The organism is Pigmentiphaga aceris, from assembly GCF_008119665.1.
Taxonomy (GTDB): Bacteria; Pseudomonadota; Gammaproteobacteria; order Burkholderiales; family Burkholderiaceae_B; genus Pigmentiphaga; species Pigmentiphaga aceris.
The window spans coordinates 745,893-765,644 of sequence record NZ_CP043046.1 but is presented as its reverse complement, the minus strand read 5'-3'; the positions used below and the strand labels follow the sequence as shown (position 1 = coordinate 765,644).

At 61.5% G+C, this 19,752-nt stretch carries 12 protein-coding genes; 5 read left to right on the top strand and 7 right to left on the bottom strand.

From position 1 onward, the window contains the following. Window positions 1-37 precede the first annotated feature (37 nt). Window positions 38-4,423, bottom strand: a complete 4,386-nt coding sequence (locus FXN63_RS03210) for a DUF4214 domain-containing protein (protein WP_148812786.1) — start codon at window positions 4,421-4,423, stop codon at window positions 38-40. 229 nt (window positions 4,424-4,652) lie between these two features. Between FXN63_RS03210 and FXN63_RS03205 the strand changes: the two genes are divergently transcribed. Next, window positions 4,653-5,273: a 3'-5' exonuclease gene (locus FXN63_RS03205; protein WP_187395087.1), complete on the top strand. Its 621-nt coding sequence runs from the start codon at window positions 4,653-4,655 to the stop codon at window positions 5,271-5,273. 19 nt (window positions 5,274-5,292) lie between these two features. Here FXN63_RS03205 and FXN63_RS03200 read toward each other — a convergent pair whose 3' ends face one another. Next, window positions 5,293-5,967 (bottom strand): histidine phosphatase family protein, encoded by a 675-nt coding sequence (locus FXN63_RS03200; protein WP_187395086.1) that lies wholly within the window; start codon window positions 5,965-5,967, stop codon window positions 5,293-5,295. Window positions 5,968-6,001: 34 nt separating this feature from the next. Next, window positions 6,002-6,265: a hypothetical protein gene (locus tag FXN63_RS03195; protein ID WP_148812780.1), complete on the bottom strand. Its 264-nt coding sequence runs from the start codon at window positions 6,263-6,265 to the stop codon at window positions 6,002-6,004. Window positions 6,266-6,425: 160 nt separating this feature from the next. Here FXN63_RS03195 and FXN63_RS03190 point away from each other — a divergent pair, with 160 nt between their 5' ends. Next, window positions 6,426-7,082, top strand: a complete 657-nt coding sequence (locus FXN63_RS03190) for an SMI1/KNR4 family protein (protein ID WP_148812778.1) — start codon at window positions 6,426-6,428, stop codon at window positions 7,080-7,082. A gap of 129 nt (window positions 7,083-7,211) precedes the next feature. Here FXN63_RS03190 and FXN63_RS03185 read toward each other — a convergent pair whose 3' ends face one another. Then, window positions 7,212-9,887 (bottom strand): DUF4214 domain-containing protein, encoded by a 2,676-nt coding sequence (locus FXN63_RS03185; protein ID WP_148812775.1) that lies wholly within the window; start codon window positions 9,885-9,887, stop codon window positions 7,212-7,214. A gap of 365 nt (window positions 9,888-10,252) precedes the next feature. Here FXN63_RS03185 and FXN63_RS03180 point away from each other — a divergent pair, with 365 nt between their 5' ends. The 3 genes from FXN63_RS03180 to FXN63_RS03170 all read left to right on the top strand — a co-directional run bounded on the left by FXN63_RS03180 (window position 10,253) and on the right by FXN63_RS03170 (window position 13,365). Next, on the top strand, window positions 10,253-10,669 hold the full coding sequence (locus FXN63_RS03180; protein WP_148818872.1) for a TIGR02594 family protein: 417 nt from the start codon (window positions 10,253-10,255) through the stop codon (window positions 10,667-10,669). A gap of 100 nt (window positions 10,670-10,769) precedes the next feature. Then, window positions 10,770-12,416: an acyl-CoA synthetase gene (locus FXN63_RS03175; RefSeq protein ID WP_187395085.1), complete on the top strand. Its 1,647-nt coding sequence runs from the start codon at window positions 10,770-10,772 to the stop codon at window positions 12,414-12,416. 235 nt (window positions 12,417-12,651) lie between these two features. Next, window positions 12,652-13,365, top strand: a complete 714-nt coding sequence (locus FXN63_RS03170) for a DUF6088 family protein (RefSeq protein ID WP_148812771.1) — start codon at window positions 12,652-12,654, stop codon at window positions 13,363-13,365. Window positions 13,366-13,674: 309 nt separating this feature from the next. On the opposite strand, the gene brxL is transcribed toward FXN63_RS03170, so the two are convergent. The 3 genes from brxL to FXN63_RS03155 are packed head-to-tail and all read right to left on the bottom strand — an operon-like array spanning window position 13,675 to window position 19,741. Beyond that, on the bottom strand, window positions 13,675-15,720 hold the full coding sequence (gene brxL / locus FXN63_RS03165) for a protease Lon-related BREX system protein BrxL (protein WP_148812769.1): 2,046 nt from the start codon (window positions 15,718-15,720) through the stop codon (window positions 13,675-13,677). Between the two features lie 2 nt (window positions 15,721-15,722). Beyond that, the gene (pglZ, locus tag FXN63_RS03160) at window positions 15,723-18,056 is read right to left on the bottom strand and encodes a BREX-1 system phosphatase PglZ type B (RefSeq protein ID WP_148812767.1); all 2,334 of its coding nucleotides are present in this window, start codon (window positions 18,054-18,056) and stop codon (window positions 15,723-15,725) included. Then, a complete protein-coding gene (locus tag FXN63_RS03155; protein ID WP_148812765.1) occupies window positions 18,053-19,741 on the bottom strand; it encodes a DUF262 domain-containing protein in 1,689 nt (562 codons plus the stop codon). Before FXN63_RS03155 ends, pglZ begins: the two co-directional genes overlap by 4 nt. Window positions 19,742-19,752 lie beyond the last annotated feature (11 nt).

Genomic DNA, 19,752 nt, shown 5'->3' with positions numbered 1-19,752 from the left:
CGTCAGCGCGATCACCCCTTTCCGGAACGACGAGGGTTCACATCGTCAACTGCATGAGTCCGCCGCCGACCACATGCACGAAGAAGTCGTTCTCGTCGATGCCGGCCACACCGTCGTTGACGAAGATGATGGCGTGCCCGACCCCGCCCTGCGTGTACTGAATGCCCCGCACGATCACCTCGGAGGCGGTCGAAGCGGGGGTCAATCCGTTCACGCTCGTGGCGAGGGCATAGATGTCCGCGAACGTCGTGCCTGCCGATACGGTCATTGAAGACCATGCCGGCTTGACGACAGCACCAGCTTGCAGCGCCACGCCATTGATATAGGCACCCACCTCCTGCGACAACTGCATTTTGACGCCGTTGTGCACGCCGAGCAGGCTGTCGATGCCAGTCGGCGGCGCGGTATTGGAGTTGAAGTCCACCGCCTTGGTGTCGGACCGGCCACCCAGAACCACGGTCGACACCCCGCCGCCCAAGCGAATCGTGTCCGCCCCCGCCCCGGCATTCACCGTGAAAGGCCGCGTCATCTGCGTGAAGTCGAGGGTCTCGTTCGCTGCGCTGCCCTGCACGCGGACGACAGCGTCTATGCTCAGCTTGGCGCTCAGTTGCGCCGCGTCGAGCCCTTGCCACGTCGCCGCGCTCATCGTCAGATTGGCGTGCTGCAAACCGCCATCGGCAACGCTCTGCAGATTGTTCAGAACGACGTCGATCACGGCCTGAGATGCGCCTTGCAGATCGACCGCGATATTGCTCCCCCCGCTCAGCAACGACGCGAGCACATCCGGATCGGCCAACAATGGCGAGTCGGCGGTGACCGACAAACTGATGATGGTGTCGGCCTTGTCCAGATGCGCCAACACCGCATTCACCTGCGCGCTGTCCATGCGCGTCGTGTCGACCGTTACGTTGGCCGCGACTGCGGACTTGCTCAGCAGGCGATCTAGCGCCGTCGCGTCCAGTGACTCGGTCAACGTGAATGTCCCGGTCAGGCCATTGTCGGCAAGGTGGAAGATGAACTGCGAGACCTTGTTGAGCTGCGCATTGCGCGCACCGGTCAGATCGGCATGGATGCCGGTCTGCAACATGAACAAGGGCGCCACGTCATCGTGCATGCGGGCGAACGCCCCTTCCGGCACGGACAGGTTGCTGAGCGCCGCAACCTTGCCACTTTGCTGGAACAGCGCGACGACCTGGTCCGCATCCATCTGCGCAGCGTTCACCGAGAACTTGATGTCGGTTGCCAGCTTCCCGACGAAGGTGGTGAAGCTCGCGGGAAGCAGCGTGTCATGATCCAGCGCGATCCGGTCGGATGCGCCCCAATTGGTGATGCCGCCTGTGGCGATCGTACCGAGGTTGGCAAGCAGCACCGGCAGGATTGTGCTGTCGCCCGACGCATTGTCGAGCTTGGCGGACTGGCTCTTGGCCAGGATGCGCCCAAGTTGTGCTGACGTATTGCCATCCACCGACACGATGTTCACTAAGGGAGCGCTCAGGCTCGACACCTTGGCGTTGCTGGCGAGCTGGTCCAGGTCGGCGATCGCGTATGTCGGCGACGCGATCGTGGCGTTGGCATCCGTATATGTTGACAGCAGCCCGACGACCTGCTCGATCGGCACCGTGCCCGGCATCGTCAGCGTGCCCGTGATGCCGAAGAATTTCTCGAATGACGCTGCCATGTCTGCGATGGTGGCGGCGCTCATTCCGGTGGCGTGCGCCGAAATGAAGGTGCCGCCGAAGTGATCGATCAGCACCTTGATCTCGCTGGCGGTCAGCTGCGAATTCAGATGCATCCCCCCGGTCATGACCCCACCAACGAGTTGGTCGGCCCGGAGCACCAGCGCCCTCAGCGCAGACACGTCGAGGTTGGTCACCTCTGCGGCGATCTGCGCGTCGCCACTGAGCTTGGCGCGCAGCAGATTGAGCTGTTGGTTGAGGTTCAGGTCCTTGTTCACGGTCACCGTGCCGGTGATACCGCCATCGACCAGCCTCTCCGGCGAATTGCCCAACATGCGGAGCTCGTCGATCGTCGCACTCGTCGCGTCGGCGTGCACCCCGCTCGCGCGTGCAAACAGGGCGCTGCTCAGACTATCGGTCATGAGTGCATTGCCCAGATCCAAGGACAGGTTCAGCAGGCCGCTGCCGGACAGCTTGCCCAGCACGGGCTGCAGCAAGGCGAGGTCGGCGGCAGCCATGCCAGCCACGTCGACCTGCGCGCTGGTGCCCGAATAGCGGTCGAGCAGGGCCAGAATCGCGTCGGTCGAGAAGCCGGTCGGAATACTGATCGCCCCGCTCAGTCCGGCTGCCGGAATGCTGTCGATCCGATCGACCAGCACGCGCCACCCGTCTGTGCTCAAGTCCGTTGCATCGACGGCCAGGCTGCCCGTCTTCAACCATCCATCCAGCGCATCGGCGCTGAGCGCGCTGGCAACGACAGGCGCAGCGCTGACCAGCGTCGTCGCGGCGGGCACCGTATGCGTCCGCAGATGAAGACCCAGGCTTTCGCGCTGCGCCGCAGACAGATCGCCGAACAGGATGCTCAGGGCGACGGCCGGATCGAGCTTCGCGAAGAACACATCCGCACCGGCATCCACCGCCTCGGCTGTCAGCGACCAACTGCCGGAAATGGAACCATCGGCGACCCGGTCCAGGTGACTGTTCACCAGCGCCTGCTGCGCCGCGGAAGTATCGGTGCCGACGATATGGATGTCCTGCCCGGTGTAGCGCGACAACAGGCTTTCCATTGCATCGACCGGGACCGCGGCGGCAAGGGCCAGCGTGCCGGTCAACGCAAGACTGCCCGGGGACGTGATCAGGTCGGCCAACGAATTCAACGCGCCGGTCGATGCAGCAGTCACGTCGATGACGGCGTCCGGTGCTTTCGTCACGAGCGACGCCAGGCTTCCCGGCGCAGCGTCCGCCAGCGCGAACGACAGGTCTGTCAACGTCGCCACCCGGGCGTCGGCCGCCAGCGTCTGCACCACCGCGAGGCTGTGCACGCTGGCATCCAGCGTGGCGGCGCTGCCGCTGTACTTGGCCAGCAGCGCCAGCGCATCGCCGGAAGCCACGTCGCTGGCCAGCACCATGGCCCCTGTGATGTTGCCGCTGCCCACCTTGCCGATGGCGGCAGCCACCGCGCTCCACTGCTCGGACGACAAACCGGCGGCGTCGACCAACGCGATCGTGCCCGCGTAGTCGGCGAACTTCTGCTGGATATCCGCCACGCTGTCGGCACGGGTGATGCTTGGCTGCGGCGCGTGGTTCGGGTCGATGTCGAGCAACTGCGTACCAGGCAAGGACACATTGCCGGCAGCATCGATCGCAATGACGCTGACGGGGTTCGCACCATGGTTGTCGAGTGCAAGGGTGCCGCTGATCGGCGACGCCGTCGCCAGATCCACCTCCCACGTGCCATCGACTGCCACCAGCTCGTAGGTCGCGCCGCCGACGCTGACGATCACGGCGTCACCGATCTCGGCCGTGCCGGTGATCACCGGTGCCTCGATGTGCGTCACGGCGGCGCTGGTGATGACGGGTGCCTGCGGCAGTGTGGTGTCGATGACCAGGGTCTGCGTCGTGGCGGTCGACTCACCGCCTGCGCCCATGGCGACGGCGCTGACGACGTTGTCGCCGTTCGCGTTCAGCGCCAGCGTGCCTTCGGTGGGCACGGCCGTCGTCAGATCCAGATGCCAGGTGCCGTCGGCCGCCGCGACGAGGTAAGTCGCGCCGCCCACTATCACTTTTACGGTGGTGCCGGCGGCAGACTCGCCGCTCAGCACCGGGTTTGCGTCCTTGGTCAGCGCCGGGCTGGTGATGATCGGCGCAGCGGGGAGAAGCGGCGGCTGCGGTTGTTCGGGCGACGGCGTGCCCGTTGCGATGTCGATGGCGGCCTGGACCGACGCTGGGTCGGCGGTGACCTTGGCCAGCATTTGCTTCGCCAGTGCGATGTCGTCACTGCCCAGCACCGTGGCGAAATACACACCCGCCTCGGCCTTGTTGGCCAGCACCGCGCGATCGGCAAGCGTCCGGGCGTAATCGGCCTCGCTCATGCCGTCGGGGCGTGGGCCCAGGGGCTGGCTGGAGATGTCGAGGATCTGCTTCACCAGCCAGGCATTTGCTGCAGCGCCGGGCGCACCTTGTGCCGCCAGGGCATTGGCCCAGAAGGCCACGCCCGACGGGTCTGGCTCACGATCGAAAAGTATACGGTAGAGGGTGGAAACGAAGTCGACGGCAGACTGGCCGGGTGGATACACCGAGCGCGCTTCGGCCCCCCCGAGGATTCCCGCAGTGATGTCCGTCAGACTCGCGCCGTTCGCCATTGCGGCTGCCCAGAATTGCATCCCCCCCGCGTCCGGCGCACGGTCGAGCAATGCCGCGTAAAGCCACGCAACAGTATGCTGGTGGGTGGTGATTGACTCGTCCATGGTATGCGCCGAGAAGGATGACTGGAGCAAGTGAGTAACCGCTCAACGCGATAAGTTCCATTTGGACAATTGGCCGGCTATCAAAGGTTTGGAGAACGGCGATGCCTGGCGGCGGACCGTATTTCCGTGTATGCGGCGATGCAGCGGTTATTCGCGTGCGTCGGCGATGATCTTGTCGGTCACCGAGCCGATGAAGTCGGAAACGCCCTGCTGGTGCATACTCCCCTCCATGCAACGACCCCCACCGCTCGCCCGCCCTACCCGCGAACAGATCGCCGCGCTGCCCGTCTATCGGGCGCTGCCGCCAGGCAATATTCATCTGTTGAAAAGCGCCAGCCAGCTTGAATTCGCCGAACGCGAATTGCGGGCGGCCACGCATATCGGTTTTGATACCGAGAGCAAGCCGACTTTCGTCACGGGTGAACTGCAAACCGGGCCGGACCTGGTGCAGTTCGCCACCCGCGATCACGCCTTCATCGTGCAGGCCAGCACCCCGGGGCTGGAAGATTTTCTGCGTGTGGTGATCGAGTCCGACGAGATCATCAAGGTGGGTGTCGGCATCGCGTCAGACCGGCCCGGCCTGCTGCGCAAGTTCGGCCTGCAACTGGGCAAGACAATCGACGTGTCTTTCATGCTGCGCGCGCTAGGCTACAAGGACGCCGTGGGCCTGAAGACCGCCGTGGCCATCGTGCTGGGGCAACGCCTGCCTAAGTCGAAGAAGACCACGACATCGAATTGGGCTGCCAAGACGCTGACGCCGCAACAGCTGCAATATGCGGCCAATGACGCGCATGCATCTTTGCTGATCTATCACGCCCTGAGCAAACAGCGCCTGAGTAATGGCGCGTAAGCATCTGCGCGCTCAGGTTTCACGCCCCGCCCATCACATCCGTTTCCACCGGCGTCTGACCGTGATGCAAGCGGCGATACAAGGCATCGTCGAAACGAATCGCCCAGTCGGCACCACTGCCAGTCAGGCGATACACGCCGCAGTTCGGCATTGGCAGCGCAACTTGCCAACGACGGAAGGCACACATCGCCAGCGAATCGGCGTAAGTGAAGCCCTGCAACTGCCATAGCAGCATCGCGAACCACAGGCCGTGACCAAAGATCACCGTGCCATCGGCCACAGTATCGAGCCGCTGCCGGAAGTCTTCCACCCGCGCGGCAAATTCCGCAAACGACTCTGAGTCATCACCGTGGCGCATCAGCGGATCGGCAGCCGACCAGTAGGCGTCGACCAGCGGTTTGCGCGCGGCGGCATCGGTGCCGCCCACGATGCGCGGTGACAAGGTCACGCACTCGTGCAGCATGGCATCCTGGGAAATGGGCAGTTGCCAGCGTTCGGCGTAAGGCTGCGCGGTGTCTTTGGCGCGCTCGTAATGCGAGGACATCACCGCGTTAGGCTGCACACTGAACCACTCGGCCAGATCGCGGGCCTGGCGACGGCCAGTATCGGTCAGCGCAATCAGCGCCGGGTCATCGGTAGCAAGGCCAGCATTCGCTTCGCTTTCACCGTGGCGGACGAGGTGGATAACTGACATGCTGACCTTCAAAAAATAAGAGAAAAGACAAGAATCACTGCTCGGCTTGCGCCATCCACGCCCGAAAACCCAACCAGTCTTCCCAGACGTTTTCCAGATCCAGATCACGATAACCGCGTGACTCCTGCATGGCATCGTGCACCTTGCGCGACACGGTCATGCAGACCGCCGAATCGCGGGCCGCCACGACTTCATCCTCGGTCAACGGACTGCCTTTCTGCTTTTCCAGATTCAGCAGAATCAGGCTCAGAGCCGGGATGGGCGTAATGACCAGATCGTCGTCAGACTGAGGGTCCATGAAACCACCAGAAGAAGTATCGGGGGGTCGATTCTTGCACGGTAGCCCGCATGCTTCACGCTGCCGAGGTAACGACTCTTGACGATTTCAGCGTCTCGCTGCCCAGTGACGAACCATGCACGCTCGATAGAATGCGGCACGGCCCTTTTCGGAGACTCGTTTGACGCTGCTGAACACCTTCACCGATATCGCCCGCCAAGCCGGTTTCACACTGCCCGATACACTGGCCGCCTGGTATGGCGCGGGGATGACAAACAGTGACGATATCCGGGCCATGGCACCGGTCTACGATTTTGAATGGATCTCACCAGCGTCCGCCCAGCAAACCATGGAAGAATGGCTGAATCCGGCCGCGCAACATGGCAACCGTTTTTTCCCATTCGCGGAATCAGGCGCAGGTGATGCGTATTGCCTGGTGAAGCTTGCTGATGGACGTGAAGGCGTGGCTCAAGTCTGGCATGACAGCGACACCAGCAGTATTGAATATGCATCGTTTGCCGATTTTGTGGCGGCGACGCATCTGGAAAGCTACGCTGACCTGTCGCATCTAAGCAAAGCAGACGATGCCCTGTCGGTTTTCGTGCGCGCCAGCTTGGTGCGCAGCACGCCAGCGCTGCCTGCTGCGCACACAGAAGCCATGCTGACACCGGCACAAGAAGAGGTGTCACAGCGCCCGTTCAAATCCGGTCCCAAGGCACGCCCTCAGATGGTGCCCGCGCTGCTGGCGCAAGAAGATGCCGAGTCGCGAGCAGCCGGATTCATGATGGCGGCACCAGTCGAATTCGGCGTGGTGCCGCGGTGGGAGATCGACGCGTAGCCGACCTCCACCGCATCCATCCATGAAGTCCTCGGGCAGGCCTCATTCAAGCAGTGGCGGGGTGCCGATCTCGCGGCGGGCCGCAACCAATGGCTCACAGGCGGGCCAAAACCGCGTCCAAGCTGACGCTCACATCGCCACGGTGATGGTCCCGGTGCCAACGACATGCACAACGAAGTCATTCCCGTCGATACCTGGCGTACCGTCATTGACGAAGATGTAGCTATGCGTCACGTTGTTAGCGTCGATGTAGTCAATGACCCGTAAGACCACCTCGCTATCGGTCGTTGCCGGTGCACCTAGTGCGTTCGCAGCCCAATAAAGCTGATTGAACGAAATCTCAACGTTTGAGGTGAGCGTCCCCGAGTCCCTATTTATCTGTGCGTTGGGCTGCAGCGCCAACTCATCGACATAGGCCCCCATCGCGGTCGACAACTGCAGTTTGATACCGTTGTGAACGCCAAGAATGCTGTCGATCCCAAGCGGCGGTGCCGTATTCGAACTGAAATCCGCCGCCTTGTTGTCCGAGCGCCCACCCAGCAATACCGTGGCATTGCCACCACCCAGCCGGATCTGATCGGCCCCCGCCCCGCCCTCGACCGTAAACGGTCGTGTCATCTGCGAGAAATCGAGATTGTCGGCACCCGAGGTCCCTTGCACCTTGACCACCGCGTTGCTGGTCAGCTTGGCGCTCAGCGCTGCCGCGTCGAGCTGCTGCCAGGTGGCCGCGCTCAGCGTCAGGTTGGCATTGTGCAAACCGTCATTGACGAAGTTCGGCAACTTGCCCATCACGACATCGACCAAGGACTGCGACGCACCTTGCAGGTCGATCGCAGCGCCGCTGGCCTTGCCCAGCAGGGATGTGAAACTGGTCACGTCGGTCAGCAAGGGCGAACTGGCAGCAACCGTCAGGCCAGTGATGATGTCGGCCTTGTCCAGATGCGCTTTCACGACATCGAGTTGTGCAGTGTTCATCCCGCCCACATCAACCGTCACCGTGGCCGCAACCGCTGTCTTGCCCAACAAGCTCGTCAGTTGGGCGTCCGTCAACGCGCTGGTCAGCGTGAAGGTGCCCGTCAAGCCATTGGCGGCGATCTTGTCAAGATTGGCCAGCAAGACGGTCTGGACCCTGCTGTCACCGACACCATTTTCGATGATGGCGCTGGCGTCCTGGCTCTTGCCCAGAATGCGGCCGAGCCGACCAGCCGTGTCATTGTCCACGGCCGGGATTTTCACGGTCGGGGACACGAGGAGCTGCACACCTGCATGACTGGCAAGCCCGTCCAACTCTGCGATGGTGTAGGCCGGCGCTGTGATTGTGGCCTGGTTGCCGCCGTATTTCGACAACAGACCCGTGACCTGGCCGATGGGCAAGTCGCCCCCCATCACCAAGTCTCCAGTGATGCCGTTGGCGAAGAATTTTGCAAATGCGGGGGCCATCTTCGCGACGGACTCGGCATCCATGCCGGTGGCAACCGCTGCGATTAGGGTGCCGCCAAACTTGTCGATCAGCGTGCCGATCTCGCTGGCGCTCAGCTGTGAGTTCAACTGCAACCTCCCCGTCACCACACCGCCCGCCAATTGCTCGGCCTTCAAGACCAGCGCCTTCAGCCCGGGCACGACGACGTTGGTGACATTCGCGACAATCTGCGCGGTGGCGTTAAGCTTGACGCCCAACAGCGTGAGGATCTGGGACTCGTTCAAGCTCTCGTTGATTCCCACGGTACCGACGATGCCACCATCAGCCAGTTTGCTTAACGAGTCACCCAATACCCGAAGCTCTGCAGTCGACGCCCCGGTTGCATTGACCACGGCATTGACTGCGCGCGCAAGCAAGGTGGTGGTCACGGTCTCGGTGACGTCCTGGTGGCGCAGGTTCAGCGTGATATTCGCCAGGCCTTGCACACGCGAATCCGCCGCCAGCACCAGCAAGTTGGCCAGATCATGCGGGCGGGCGTCCAGTTGCGCGGTCGTCCCCGAATACTTGGCCAACAGCGCCAGCGCATCGCCGCCCGTCACCGCGTTGGTCAACACCATGTTGCCGGTGATGCCGCTGCTGCCCACCTTGCCGATGGCTGCGGCCACTTCGTTCCACTGAGCAGCGGTCAACCCGGCGGCGTCGACCTGTGCATTCGTGCCCGCATAGCCAGCAAACTTCTGCTGGATGACCGACACGCTGTCGGCACTGGTGATGGCAGGTACGGCAGGCTGAACGGGTTGAGGATCAGGCGGCTGGACCGGCGACAAACCCGCTGCGACATCCATGGCGCGCTGCACCGATGCCGCATCCGCAGTCACCGCAGCAAGCATGCTGCGCGCCAACGCAATATTGTCGCTACCCAAGACCGTGGCGAAGTACACGCCCGCCTCGGCCTTGTTCGTCAGAATGGCACGATCAGCAAGCGTCTGCACATAGGCGCTCTCGCTCATGCCATCTGGACGCGGCCCCAGCGGCTGGCTGGATATTTCAAGAATTTGCTGTATTACCCAGGCATTTGCGGCAGCGCTTGGTGCTCCCTGCGCGGACAAGGCATTGGCCCAGAACGCCACCCCCGATGGGTCCGGCTCGCGGTCGAACAAAACCCGATAGACCGTCGAAACAAAATCGACCGCGGACTGTCCGGGCGGATACATCGCACTCGCCTCCGCGCCTCCCATCATGCCTGCAATGATGTCGGTGATGCTCGCGCCGTTACTGGCTGCGGTTGCCCAGAACCTCATCCCGGATGCATCTGGCGCACGGTCGAGCAACACCGCGTAAAGCCTGGCAATGGTGGCGTGGTGGGCGGCGATTGACTCGTCCATGGAAGTGCTCCGCGGAAGGTGACTGGAGCATGTCAGTAACCTGTCAGGCGGATAAATTCCATTTGGATATTAGGGTGGGCAGGCAAAGGTTGTGCAGCTCACCCCGAAGAACAATGGCTGGTCACCCTGAAGTGATGACGGGTAGTCAATCAGGCTAGCGCTCATGCTCGACGCACAATGCAAAAAACCCAGCTCGGAAGCTGAGCTTTTCAGTTGAATTCTGATGGCCCGGGCTCGGAACGATGCGCCGTGGGCGGGTACCATCAGCCGAAAGCGGACATTCGTCAATCAAACATGATTTGAGAAAACGTCTTGTCCATCCTGTTTACAGATGGGTGGAGTGGATCGTGAATCATGCGCCGTGGATGTCCGTTGCGTTCTCTGAAGTCGGTGTCAGCACATACCCCGCAGGTCAGAGCAACCCGCGAGTCATGGAATATCACAATCACACGAACATCGCGGGATATGACGATAAAGCGTCATGGTGTTCTTCTTTCGTAAACTGGGTTTTAGCGCAGGTAGAGATCCCAGGCACCAACTCGGCGCTGGCACGTTCTTGGCTCAACTGGGGAGAACCTCTGGAAGCGCCGATCCCAGGGTGCATCGTGGTAACAACGCGCGATGATCCGACTGGCTGGAAAGGTCACGTAGGGTTCTTTCTGCGTCATGACGAGCAGAACATTTACCTGCTTGGCGGAAATCAGTTGGATGAAGTCCGCGAGCACTTTTACGCGAGGTCATCCGTGCTGGGCTATCGCTGGCCCAAGCAATCCACCGATTGAGTTAGACACGGGCTACGCTTGCGCCAGATATGGCAAGCACCCAAGGCCCGAACGCGCAGTGTAAAAAGTCCAGAAGCCGTCGACCGCACCAGGAATCGCAATGAGTATCTATGAGCAGGGACTCGACCGAAACAGCGCGAACTTCGCGCCGCTTTCGCCGACCAGTTTTGTCGAACGCAGCGCTGAGGTTTTCGCGGACATGCCCGCCGTGGTGCACGGCAGCCGCCGCTTCACGTGGTCGCAATGCCGAGACCGATCGGCCCGGCTGGCGACCGCACTGCGCGAAGCGGGCGTGGGACGAGGCGACACGGTCAGCGTCATGCTTGCCAACACCCCGGAGATGATCGAAGCACACTACGCGGTGCCAGGCATCAATGCGGTGCTGAACACGCTGAACACCCGGCTCGATGCGGACCTGCTGGCCTGGCAGATGAATTACTGCGAGGCCAAGGTGCTGATCACAGACAGCGAGTTCGCGCCGGTCATGCGGGAAGCACTGGCCAGGCTCAAGCAGGTCTACAAGCGCGCGCCGGTCGTGATCGACGTGTGCGATCCCGAATATGCCGGTCCGCACGAATGCGTCGGCCAGATCGAGTACGAGGCGCTCCTGGCCGCTCACCCGCCGATGCCCCGCTTGCAAGGGCCCGTGGATGAATGGGATGCCATCGCCATCAGCTATACCTCGGGCACCACCGGCGATCCGAAGGGCGTGGTCACCCACCATCGCGGGGCCTACCTGAACGCGGTTTGCAATGTCACGGTCTGGACGATGCCGCATTTCGCCCGCTATCTGTGGACGCTGCCGATGTTTCACTGCAACGGCTGGTGCTTTCCCTGGACAGTGGCGCTTCTTGGCGGGGTGCATGTGTGCCTGCGCAAGGTAGAGACCAAGGCGATCTTTGCGGCCATCCGGGACCACGAGGTGGGTTACTACAGTGCAGCGCCGATCGTGCACAACCTGTTGATCGCAGCGCCGAGCGAAGAACGGCTCGGGATCTCGCACAAGGTGCGCGCGATGGTGGCGGGCGCTGCACCACCTGCCTCGATGATCGAGGGCATGGCGCACCTCGGCATCGAACTCGTCCATGTCTACGGGCTGACCGAGGTGTACGGGCCTGCAGCCGTCTGCGTCCAGAAGCCGTCCTGGGACGAGGCCAGCTTGGGTGAGCAAGTTCGCTTGAATGGACGGCAAGGCGTGCGCTACCCGCTTCAGGAGGGCATGACAGTGCGCGACCCGGAGAGCCTCCAGGAGGTGCCTGCCGACGGCAAGACCATCGGTGAAATCATGTTTCGCGGGAACATCGTGATGAAGGGCTACCTGAAAAACGAGGCAGCGACCCAAACCGCATTTCAGGGCGGCTGGTTTCACACGGGCGACCTGGCGGTGCTGGAGCCCGATGGTTATGCCAGGATTCGTGATCGCAGCAAGGACGTGATCATCTCTGGTGGCGAGAACATCAGTTCCATCGAGGTCGAGGACGTGCTGTATCGCCATCCCGCGGTCCTGGCATGCGCGGTGGTCGCAAAACCCGATGCCAAATGGGGAGAGACGCCAGTGGCATTTGTCGAGTTACGCCCCGGTGCCGAGGTCACGGCGGAAGCGCTGATCGACCACTGCCGAACGATGCTCGCGAAATACAAAATCCCGCGCGAAGTTCGATTCGAAGCGCTGCCCAAAACAGCGACCGGGAAGATTCAGAAGTTCCAGCTCCGCAGCAAGGCCAGTTCGGAAGAGGTGCCCGAGTGAGTGTCCTGGCTTTTTAATCCTCTGACCTTCCAGCGTAGATCCGCCTGGCTGCAAGCGCAGTTCAGGCGGCTAGCGGCAGCTGAATTTGCCTTTCATTTTCCGAGGAACGAAGTCCGATAAAATCTACAAATTTCGGACAACGAGAAGAGGTGCAGCTAAGATGACCGAAACTAACCACATATTTCGGACACCTCTCTACGTAGTATCCGCAAAAAAACTACAATATCGGACAACCATGTCCAACCTCAAATCCGCGATCCTATCTCTTGTCAACGCTGGCGCGGCCAGCCACGTCTGGGTGCCGACGGACTTCGCTGCGTTCGGCAACCGCGCCGCGGTCGACAAGGCACTGCAACGCCTGGTACGTGACGGCGAGCTGCGGCGCATTGAAAGAGGCCTTTACGACAGACCGGCGATAAACAGCCTTACCAAACGCCACACCAGCCCGGACTATCGCGCTGTCGTGGATGCCATCGCCCGTCGAGATCAACTGCGGCTTTTAGTCGATTGCATGACTGCGGCGAACGACCTCGGTCTGACCGACGCAGTACCCGCTCGCGTCAAGATTTACACCGACGCCAGGCGTCGGTCCATCAGGCTGGACAAGCTCGTCATTGAGTTCAAACAGACTGCCCCCAGCCGTCTGTATTGGGCCGACCGGCCAGCCATGCGTGTGGTGCAGGCCCTGCACTGGCTGAAAGACACCCTAGCCACCGACCGGCAGAGAATCCTCGGAAAATTGGGCAAGCTGCTGGCAGATCCCATCCACGGCGAAGCCATACGCAACGACCTGATGGAGGGATTCAGCACGTTGCCGACTTGGCTACAAAGCTTCGTGCGCGAACTACTGGGATGCGATCCCAAGACCGCAGCCACTACGCTGCTCAGAAGCGCCGAGGTGAGCGCAGAGCGTCTCCGTGCAAACCACACGATTGGAGAGACTGCTTGAACACCCAGCCTCTTGCTGAGATCCAATGCAAAAAGCCCAACTCGGAAGCTGGGCTTTTTACTGAATTCTTGGTGGTCTGGGGCGGAATCGAACCACCGACACGCGGATGCTCAATCCGCATGTATGTATGTTGATTGATGTCGATGAATGCATAAAAATTTATTATAAATCAAATACTTATGCGAGAATCTTCTAGATTCCTGGCTTTACTGTGTTGATCTTTATCCATGGAAATTCATGTTTTCTGGATTGCAGGAAACATGTGCGGTTTGCCCGCACTCGCTCCCTTGGTTTGATTGGCGGAACTGGTCAATCGACCAGCGCCTTCAGCAGCGCGTCGCGGCCGTCCTGGTAAAACTCGATGTCCAGCTTCGTTGCCATTTCGTCTGACAGGTCGAACAGCTGGCGCCGGCAAGACACCGGCAGCAGCAGAGACTTGGCCCCTTTCTCGACTGCGAGTTCAGCCAGCGTCACGGCGTTGTGAATCGGCTCAATGGTGCCACCGAGAGTGACCTCACCGACCACTACCAAGCCGCCGCGGACAGACTTCTTCAGCAACGCGCCGGCCAGCGCAATCAACGCGCCGATACCGGTCTTGGCGCCCGACTTCGCAGCGTCGAACCCGCGAAGCTGCACCGAAAATTCGTGCGACCTCGGGTCTCGGTCACCGACCAGTTGCTGCGCCCGCGCATACAAGTTCTGCTCGGCGCACCGGATGGACTCCTTGAATGCGGACGGCACCGGGTTGTTGAGCACCCGGACACCGCTACCCGGCCCCTCCGTAACCTCGAGCCGGAACAAGCCTGGATGCTCATCCTGACCGCCAGGGCTCAGCGTCCAAATCTGTCCGCACTCGAGTGGCTCATCGCCGATTCCGCCTTGACTCTGAAGCTCTGGCGTCGACACAAACTTCTCGACCCCTTCGGTGCCAAGCGTGTAGCTGAAATGCGTGTTACGGAACTCGGCGGCGCCGATGCGTTTCTGCTGTTCTTTGACGCGCCGCCGCACCTCCAACGCCAAGCGAACCGCCCATTCCAGGTCCTCTTCGCTGACCTGAGCCTCCGCGTCTGGGTAAAGCAGCTTGAGCAGCCCGCTCACCGTCTTGTTCACGCCGTTGATGTCCCGCCCGCTGAGCGCGCCGCCCCAGTAAACCCGCCCTTGCAAGGCCGACACGCGGCTTTGGCCACGCAGTTGGGTGAAGCATTCGGAAAGGAAGTCGCTCACTAGGCCGAAGTGCTCAGTGAATAGCCCGGGATTCAGCTTAGGCACTTCCCATCCTGGCAGGAAGCAATGAATGCGGTCCATGAAGGCTGTGTCGTTGCGCATTTCTGGCGGCAGGGGTCCAAAAAGATGACCAACACGCTGCTGATGCTCGACATCGACATCGAAGTTGCCGACTAGAACGATGGACCCATCGGCGCGGATGCTTTCCTTGCCACGCGAGAACTCGCCGCTCTCCATGTAGCCCTTCATGATGTTGACGCCGTCCTTCTGGTCGAAGGAAACGCCCGACACCTCGTCGAAACACACCACGTCGTACTGGCACACGAGGCCACGTTGACCACTCGAGTTGTTGACGAACATCCGCGCGACAGTGGCCTTGCCGCCCGAAATCAAGTGGGCATACGGCGAGACCTGCTGGAACAGGTGCGACTTGCCTGTGCCGCGAGGGCCAAGCTCGACCATGTTGTAGTTGCGCTCTACGAACGGCACCATCCGCAGCAGCAACGCGTCTTTGGTCCGCTCGGACAGCGTTCCGGGCTCGAAGCCCACGCTGCGCAGTAGAAGGTCTCGCCATTCGGCGGTCGAAAAGCTCTCGCGGCCCTTGGCCAGAACATCCAACACCTCGCGTTTAGAAAGCTGGATGGCTCGCAAGGCTTCGACCCCGAACGGTCGCCCACCCTTTTCCTGGGCAATGGAAGCGTCGTAGCCTAGCGTGACCTCGGCGTAGAAGCCACCCGTCAGCATCCGCTCGTTGTCCTTGACCATTTCCGGGGTCAACCGCACATCGTTCAAGCGCAAGCTGGGCAAGGTGGCCACATACGAATCCGTCTTGGAGTCGAGCCGCGCAGTGACGATGTCGATGATTTTTACGGAGCCCGACTCGCGGGCCCTGGCTTTGAAAAGCTCTTCCTCGCCGGCCTTGACTGTGCGTGAACCCAGCTGGCGCTGAACGATGTCTAGCCCTTCCTGGATTTCAGATTCGTCGGTGGTGGCGCAGTAGCGTCCCAGCAGGAATTCCACGACGTAGGTGGGCACCGGAAACTGGCGGCTAAAGGTGCGCACCAGGTCCTTGCGCACCACATAGCCTTCAAACGCTTGCGTGGCCTTGCGGTCCAGGTCGTCGAGTTGCATGTCTAGTTTTCTCCCACCGCGGTCGCCCGCTTCTGCAGAACCTCACCGTCGGCACTGAGCACCACCACCACGGCCGCTGCGCCCATGTGATCATCATCTGCCACTGCCAGACTGGCTTTGCCGCCTTCGAGAGCCTTGGTGCTGGACACGAGCGAACTGGAGGCCAATGCAGCCTTGGTCCGAATGTCCACGCGCCGGCCCGGTGCAGCTCCTTCCACGACGACAGAACAGCGAAGCCCTTTCCACACCACGGACCGAATCGTGACCGATGCAGCCTCGCCGCTGGCTCCAGCGACCTGAAGCTGCAGCATCGGCACCAAGCACTCCTGGAGGCTGATGCCACCGTGGGCGTACTCGGTGCCGGCACTAAAGCACGCAACCCCCGGGGCATACGCCACCTGAACATCCTTGCACCAGTCCCAGCCAAACGTCAGCGGGGTGCCGTGCGCGCTGTCCTTCAGCACTGCGCAGCGGCCCCAGCGAGTTTCGGCCTGGTGTTTGGGCAGTTCGGATTTCGGCAACCCACCTGGCATCAGCAGCCAGCCGTGGTCGGTGACGATACGAACGCTATTCCAACCAGCTTCTATCAGTTCTTCGACACGCTCGACCACCTGGTTCAGCTGGGTGTCAAGGTCACGGGCCAAGCGCACGCCGTGCTCGTGGCCATAGTGGTCCAGGTCGCCGGCTTCGGTCCAGGCCTTCCCGAGCGGGTCACCCTTCTCATGCTTGCCCAAGGGCTGCACGCCATGCTCGGCCAGCAGCTTGCGGAAGTTGTGGCCGGAGATTGGCTCGAAGTCGACAGCGTCCGCCGCGCCCACGACGTAGCTGGACACCGGTGAGCACCAGGGCTTTCCTGAGGCCGTCACCGACGGCAGGCTTGTCCAGTGGGCCGACAGGTCGACCTTGCCAAGGGCCGCAAGGCGCTGACTCAGCCGCGCTGCCACGTCATACCGTAGGCCATCGACAAAAACTGTGCAGCTACCAGCAACAGGCTCGTCGGCCTGCTTGGCGAGCGGAGGCAAGCCACCTACGGCCATAGCCGCCTCCTGCAGGCGAAGTGCTGCTTCCTCCAGCCATGGCAGGTAGACCGCTCGCAACGTTGCTTTAACTGCGTCCGAATCCGCCTTGGCATGAACGGAGCCCATCGCGTTCAGCGCCGCGTCGTCCACTTCCCAGCCGTTGTGTCGGTAACTGCTGGCCAGCTCGGCCGGGGATTGGCCAATCGGCGCAAGGGCGCTTCGCTCCGCCACCTTTGCCAAGTGCGCCAAGGCCGCCACCAAAGGTGAACGCCCCATCCGGGCCCATAGCCACCCACGCCGCACGCCGTGCTCCTCTTCCGCGGCCAGCACAGTCGCGCGGGCTTGAGGCGCATCCATGCTGGCGCAAGCAAACAAGGCGTAGCGCAGCGCGGCTTCGCTTTGCTCATTGACCTGCGGATACCCCGCCAACCGGCTTTGGTCTGGAAACAAACCCAACTGCGGTGGCTGCACCTTCGCAAGTAGCCCGAAGACGTTCGGAAAACTGCTGAACGAGTCCCGGTAGAGTTGGGAGACCGCAGACCACTTGCCTTCTGCCTTGGCAAGCCGTTCGGCCGCCACCAGCACGCCGTCGGCGATGGGGTCGAAGCCGAAGTCCGCCTTGCATCGTTTGGCAAAAATGTTCCACAGCACGTCGCCCCACTCACGGCGGGTCGCCTCGGGCTCGTTCATCCACAAAAGCAGGTCGCGCGTTGGGTTGGGTGCCATCAAGCCCAGCAACCACTCGGCATTGATGGCTCGGCCTTCAAGTTCTGCCACGCCATGTGCCAGCAGCACACCGGCTTGCAGTGCCTGACCTAGTGCTTCCTGGGTCGCCTTGTCCTGCGTCACGTCCAGACCCAAGCCACCATTTTTCGATGCCAGGAAGGCCCCAGGCGTCCAGTCTTTGGCATTGGACTGGCTCCAGAACACGCCGCGGTACTGCAACTCAGCCAGCGGCTGCAGGTAGTGCGGGCAGCTTTCGACGGCGCGTAACTCGGCGCGACTGACGCCCGGCAGGTAGACCACCGGCACGCCATCGAGTTTGACCTCGGGCAACAGCCCGGCGATGGCACATTTGAGCCAGATGGCCGGGCCGCTGCGCTGTTCAGGCGCGTATGCCCCGAGCATGCACAGGTTAGGCATCAGCTTGCTCAGCGCTGGCATTGCGGCAAGCCAGTGGCCGTCCTTATCCGGCCACAGAATGGCGGCGGCAGGTACTGCGGCGTGAGAGTTGCCCTTTGCTGCGGACCGCACTATGGTCGCAAGCGCGGTGCCGACTGAGTCAGTCGATGGCGACCGCTGAGGCGCCCGGCTCATTTCAAATCCCAAGAATTGGAAAGTACTTCCAACAGGTCCCGTTGGCGTTGCTCAACGACTGCTGGCGTCCAACTCGGCGTATTGAGCACCTGAGTGGTGAGTACGTACGACGAGACGCTCTGTTTTCCGCCAAAGTAGGCCGTCTTCTTGCGCTCGAAATCATGGTTTTGCGCTTGCGAATTGCGTCGCCGGGTCAGAGGCACTAGGTTGGCCAAGCGATGCCGCCAATGTACTTGGTCGGCGATGTTTGGCCACTGCGTTGCCCACCCCGCCCCCGCAGCCACCGTCTGAGGCAAGACATGTTCGATGGTAAGCACCGCAGGGTTGTACGTAGCTGCGCCGTCTGAAAGAAATGAGTCCAAACGCAGAATGAGATAGCTCCTGCGCCGGGCTGCCATGAGGTAGACCTCACCCTGGAAGTGTTGCAAAAACGTCTGCTTCTCCACGTCACTCAGCTCGACCGCCGTTACCGGCTGGGCCATGGAGTGGGGCTTCTCAAGTGCGTGCAACACCCTGGCATAGCGCTCGATGCGACCGTTCACATCGTGCCCGCACACATGCATGAACGCTGCGAGCCGTTCAAGCCGTTTGATGAACCAGCAAACGTACACTGCGTCCGAGTCGTGTTCGGCCAGGAACCGCATGGCGCTGGGCAGCCAGTCCGAGTTGTCGATACGGTTCAGCCAACCAAGCAGTGCGTTTACCTCGGATGCATTGGCTGTCGAGACAAACTGTGCATGCTTGGCTACCAAATAGGCCTGTGTGAACGGCTCGATGACCTTAGTCACCAATTCTTCGGCGGATGGCACCTTTTCGATCACGCGTTCGCGGAACTCTTCGAGCAGGGCTCGACGCGCTTTGTCCTTCGCGTAAATCATGCGGATATGGCCGAACACTTCGGCGAACCCATCGCGGCCGGTCTCGACCTCCAACTCCTCCCAGGCGTCGTTGTAATCGTCGCGTAGGGCCGGCTTCACTTTGCCGATGACGTCAGACTTGATGATGTCAGTCGGCAGCAAGTCCAGCCCACGGCTATTGAGAACCGAGAACACACGGAAGGCGGACTGCTGACTGGGCGTCGACACAGCCACCAAAAAGCAGCGCTGCACCAGGAAGCCGCCGAACTGCGTGGCCGCCTGGGTGTCGGTGCCGAAGGCCGCCTCAAGTCGCTGAAGGAACAGCCTTGCATTGGCCTGGATATTCCGTTGAGACTCGTTGTCCAGTTGCGCCGGGTCCAGACCCAGCAGCTCGTCCAGTGCAACGTCCTGCACGTAGCGTTTGAAGAATGCCCGGTCCCGCTCGCGCAGCGTCAGGCGAGGCTTCTGCGCGAGGCCTTCCAGCACGTTGCCGGGCTCACACAGATAGCGGTGAAACGCATCGCGAATCTGACCCGTGGCACGATTCGTCAAAGCTGCCAGCAGAACCGTTAGCGTAGTCAACCGCTGCTGGCCGTCAATGACCTCGGATTGCGGCTTGCCCTCGTCCTTTATGAGCACGACGCTGCCCAGAAAATAGGTGTCCTCCTTGTCCTCCTTCAAGTAGAAGTCGTAGAGGTCAGAAAACAGCTCGCCCGCCTGTATGGGTGTCCAGGCGTAGGGGCGCTGATAGCTCGGAATGACGTAGTCAAAGTCCGAACTGAAGATTTTGGCAAGCGGGAACTCTGCGCCGCTGATTTTCTTGCTCATATCTTTCTCAT

Excerpts from the sequence above, each read along its gene's own strand:
- FXN63_RS03210 (WP_148812786.1), bottom strand. The coding sequence starts at position 4,423 with ATGGACGAGTCAATCACCACCCACCAGCATACTGTTGCGTGGCTTTAC.
- FXN63_RS03185 (WP_148812775.1), bottom strand. The coding sequence starts at position 9,887 with ATGGACGAGTCAATCGCCGCCCACCACGCCACCATTGCCAGGCTTTAC.
- FXN63_RS03195 (WP_148812780.1), bottom strand. The coding sequence starts at position 6,265 with ATGGACCCTCAGTCTGACGACGATCTGGTCATTACGCCCATCCCGGCT.
- pglZ (WP_148812767.1), bottom strand. The coding sequence starts at position 18,056 with ATGAGCCGGGCGCCTCAGCGGTCGCCATCGACTGACTCAGTCGGCACC.
- FXN63_RS03155 (WP_148812765.1), bottom strand. The coding sequence starts at position 19,741 with ATGAGCAAGAAAATCAGCGGCGCAGAGTTCCCGCTTGCCAAAATCTTC.
- FXN63_RS03180 (WP_148818872.1), top strand. The coding sequence starts at position 10,253 with ATGTCCGTTGCGTTCTCTGAAGTCGGTGTCAGCACATACCCCGCAGGT.
- FXN63_RS03200 (WP_187395086.1), bottom strand. The coding sequence starts at position 5,967 with ATGTCAGTTATCCACCTCGTCCGCCACGGTGAAAGCGAAGCGAATGCT.
- FXN63_RS03175 (WP_187395085.1), top strand. The coding sequence starts at position 10,770 with ATGAGTATCTATGAGCAGGGACTCGACCGAAACAGCGCGAACTTCGCG.
- FXN63_RS03205 (WP_187395087.1), top strand. The coding sequence starts at position 4,653 with ATGCAACGACCCCCACCGCTCGCCCGCCCTACCCGCGAACAGATCGCC.
- brxL (WP_148812769.1), bottom strand. The coding sequence starts at position 15,720 with ATGCAACTCGACGACCTGGACCGCAAGGCCACGCAAGCGTTTGAAGGC.
- FXN63_RS03170 (WP_148812771.1), top strand. The coding sequence starts at position 12,652 with ATGTCCAACCTCAAATCCGCGATCCTATCTCTTGTCAACGCTGGCGCG.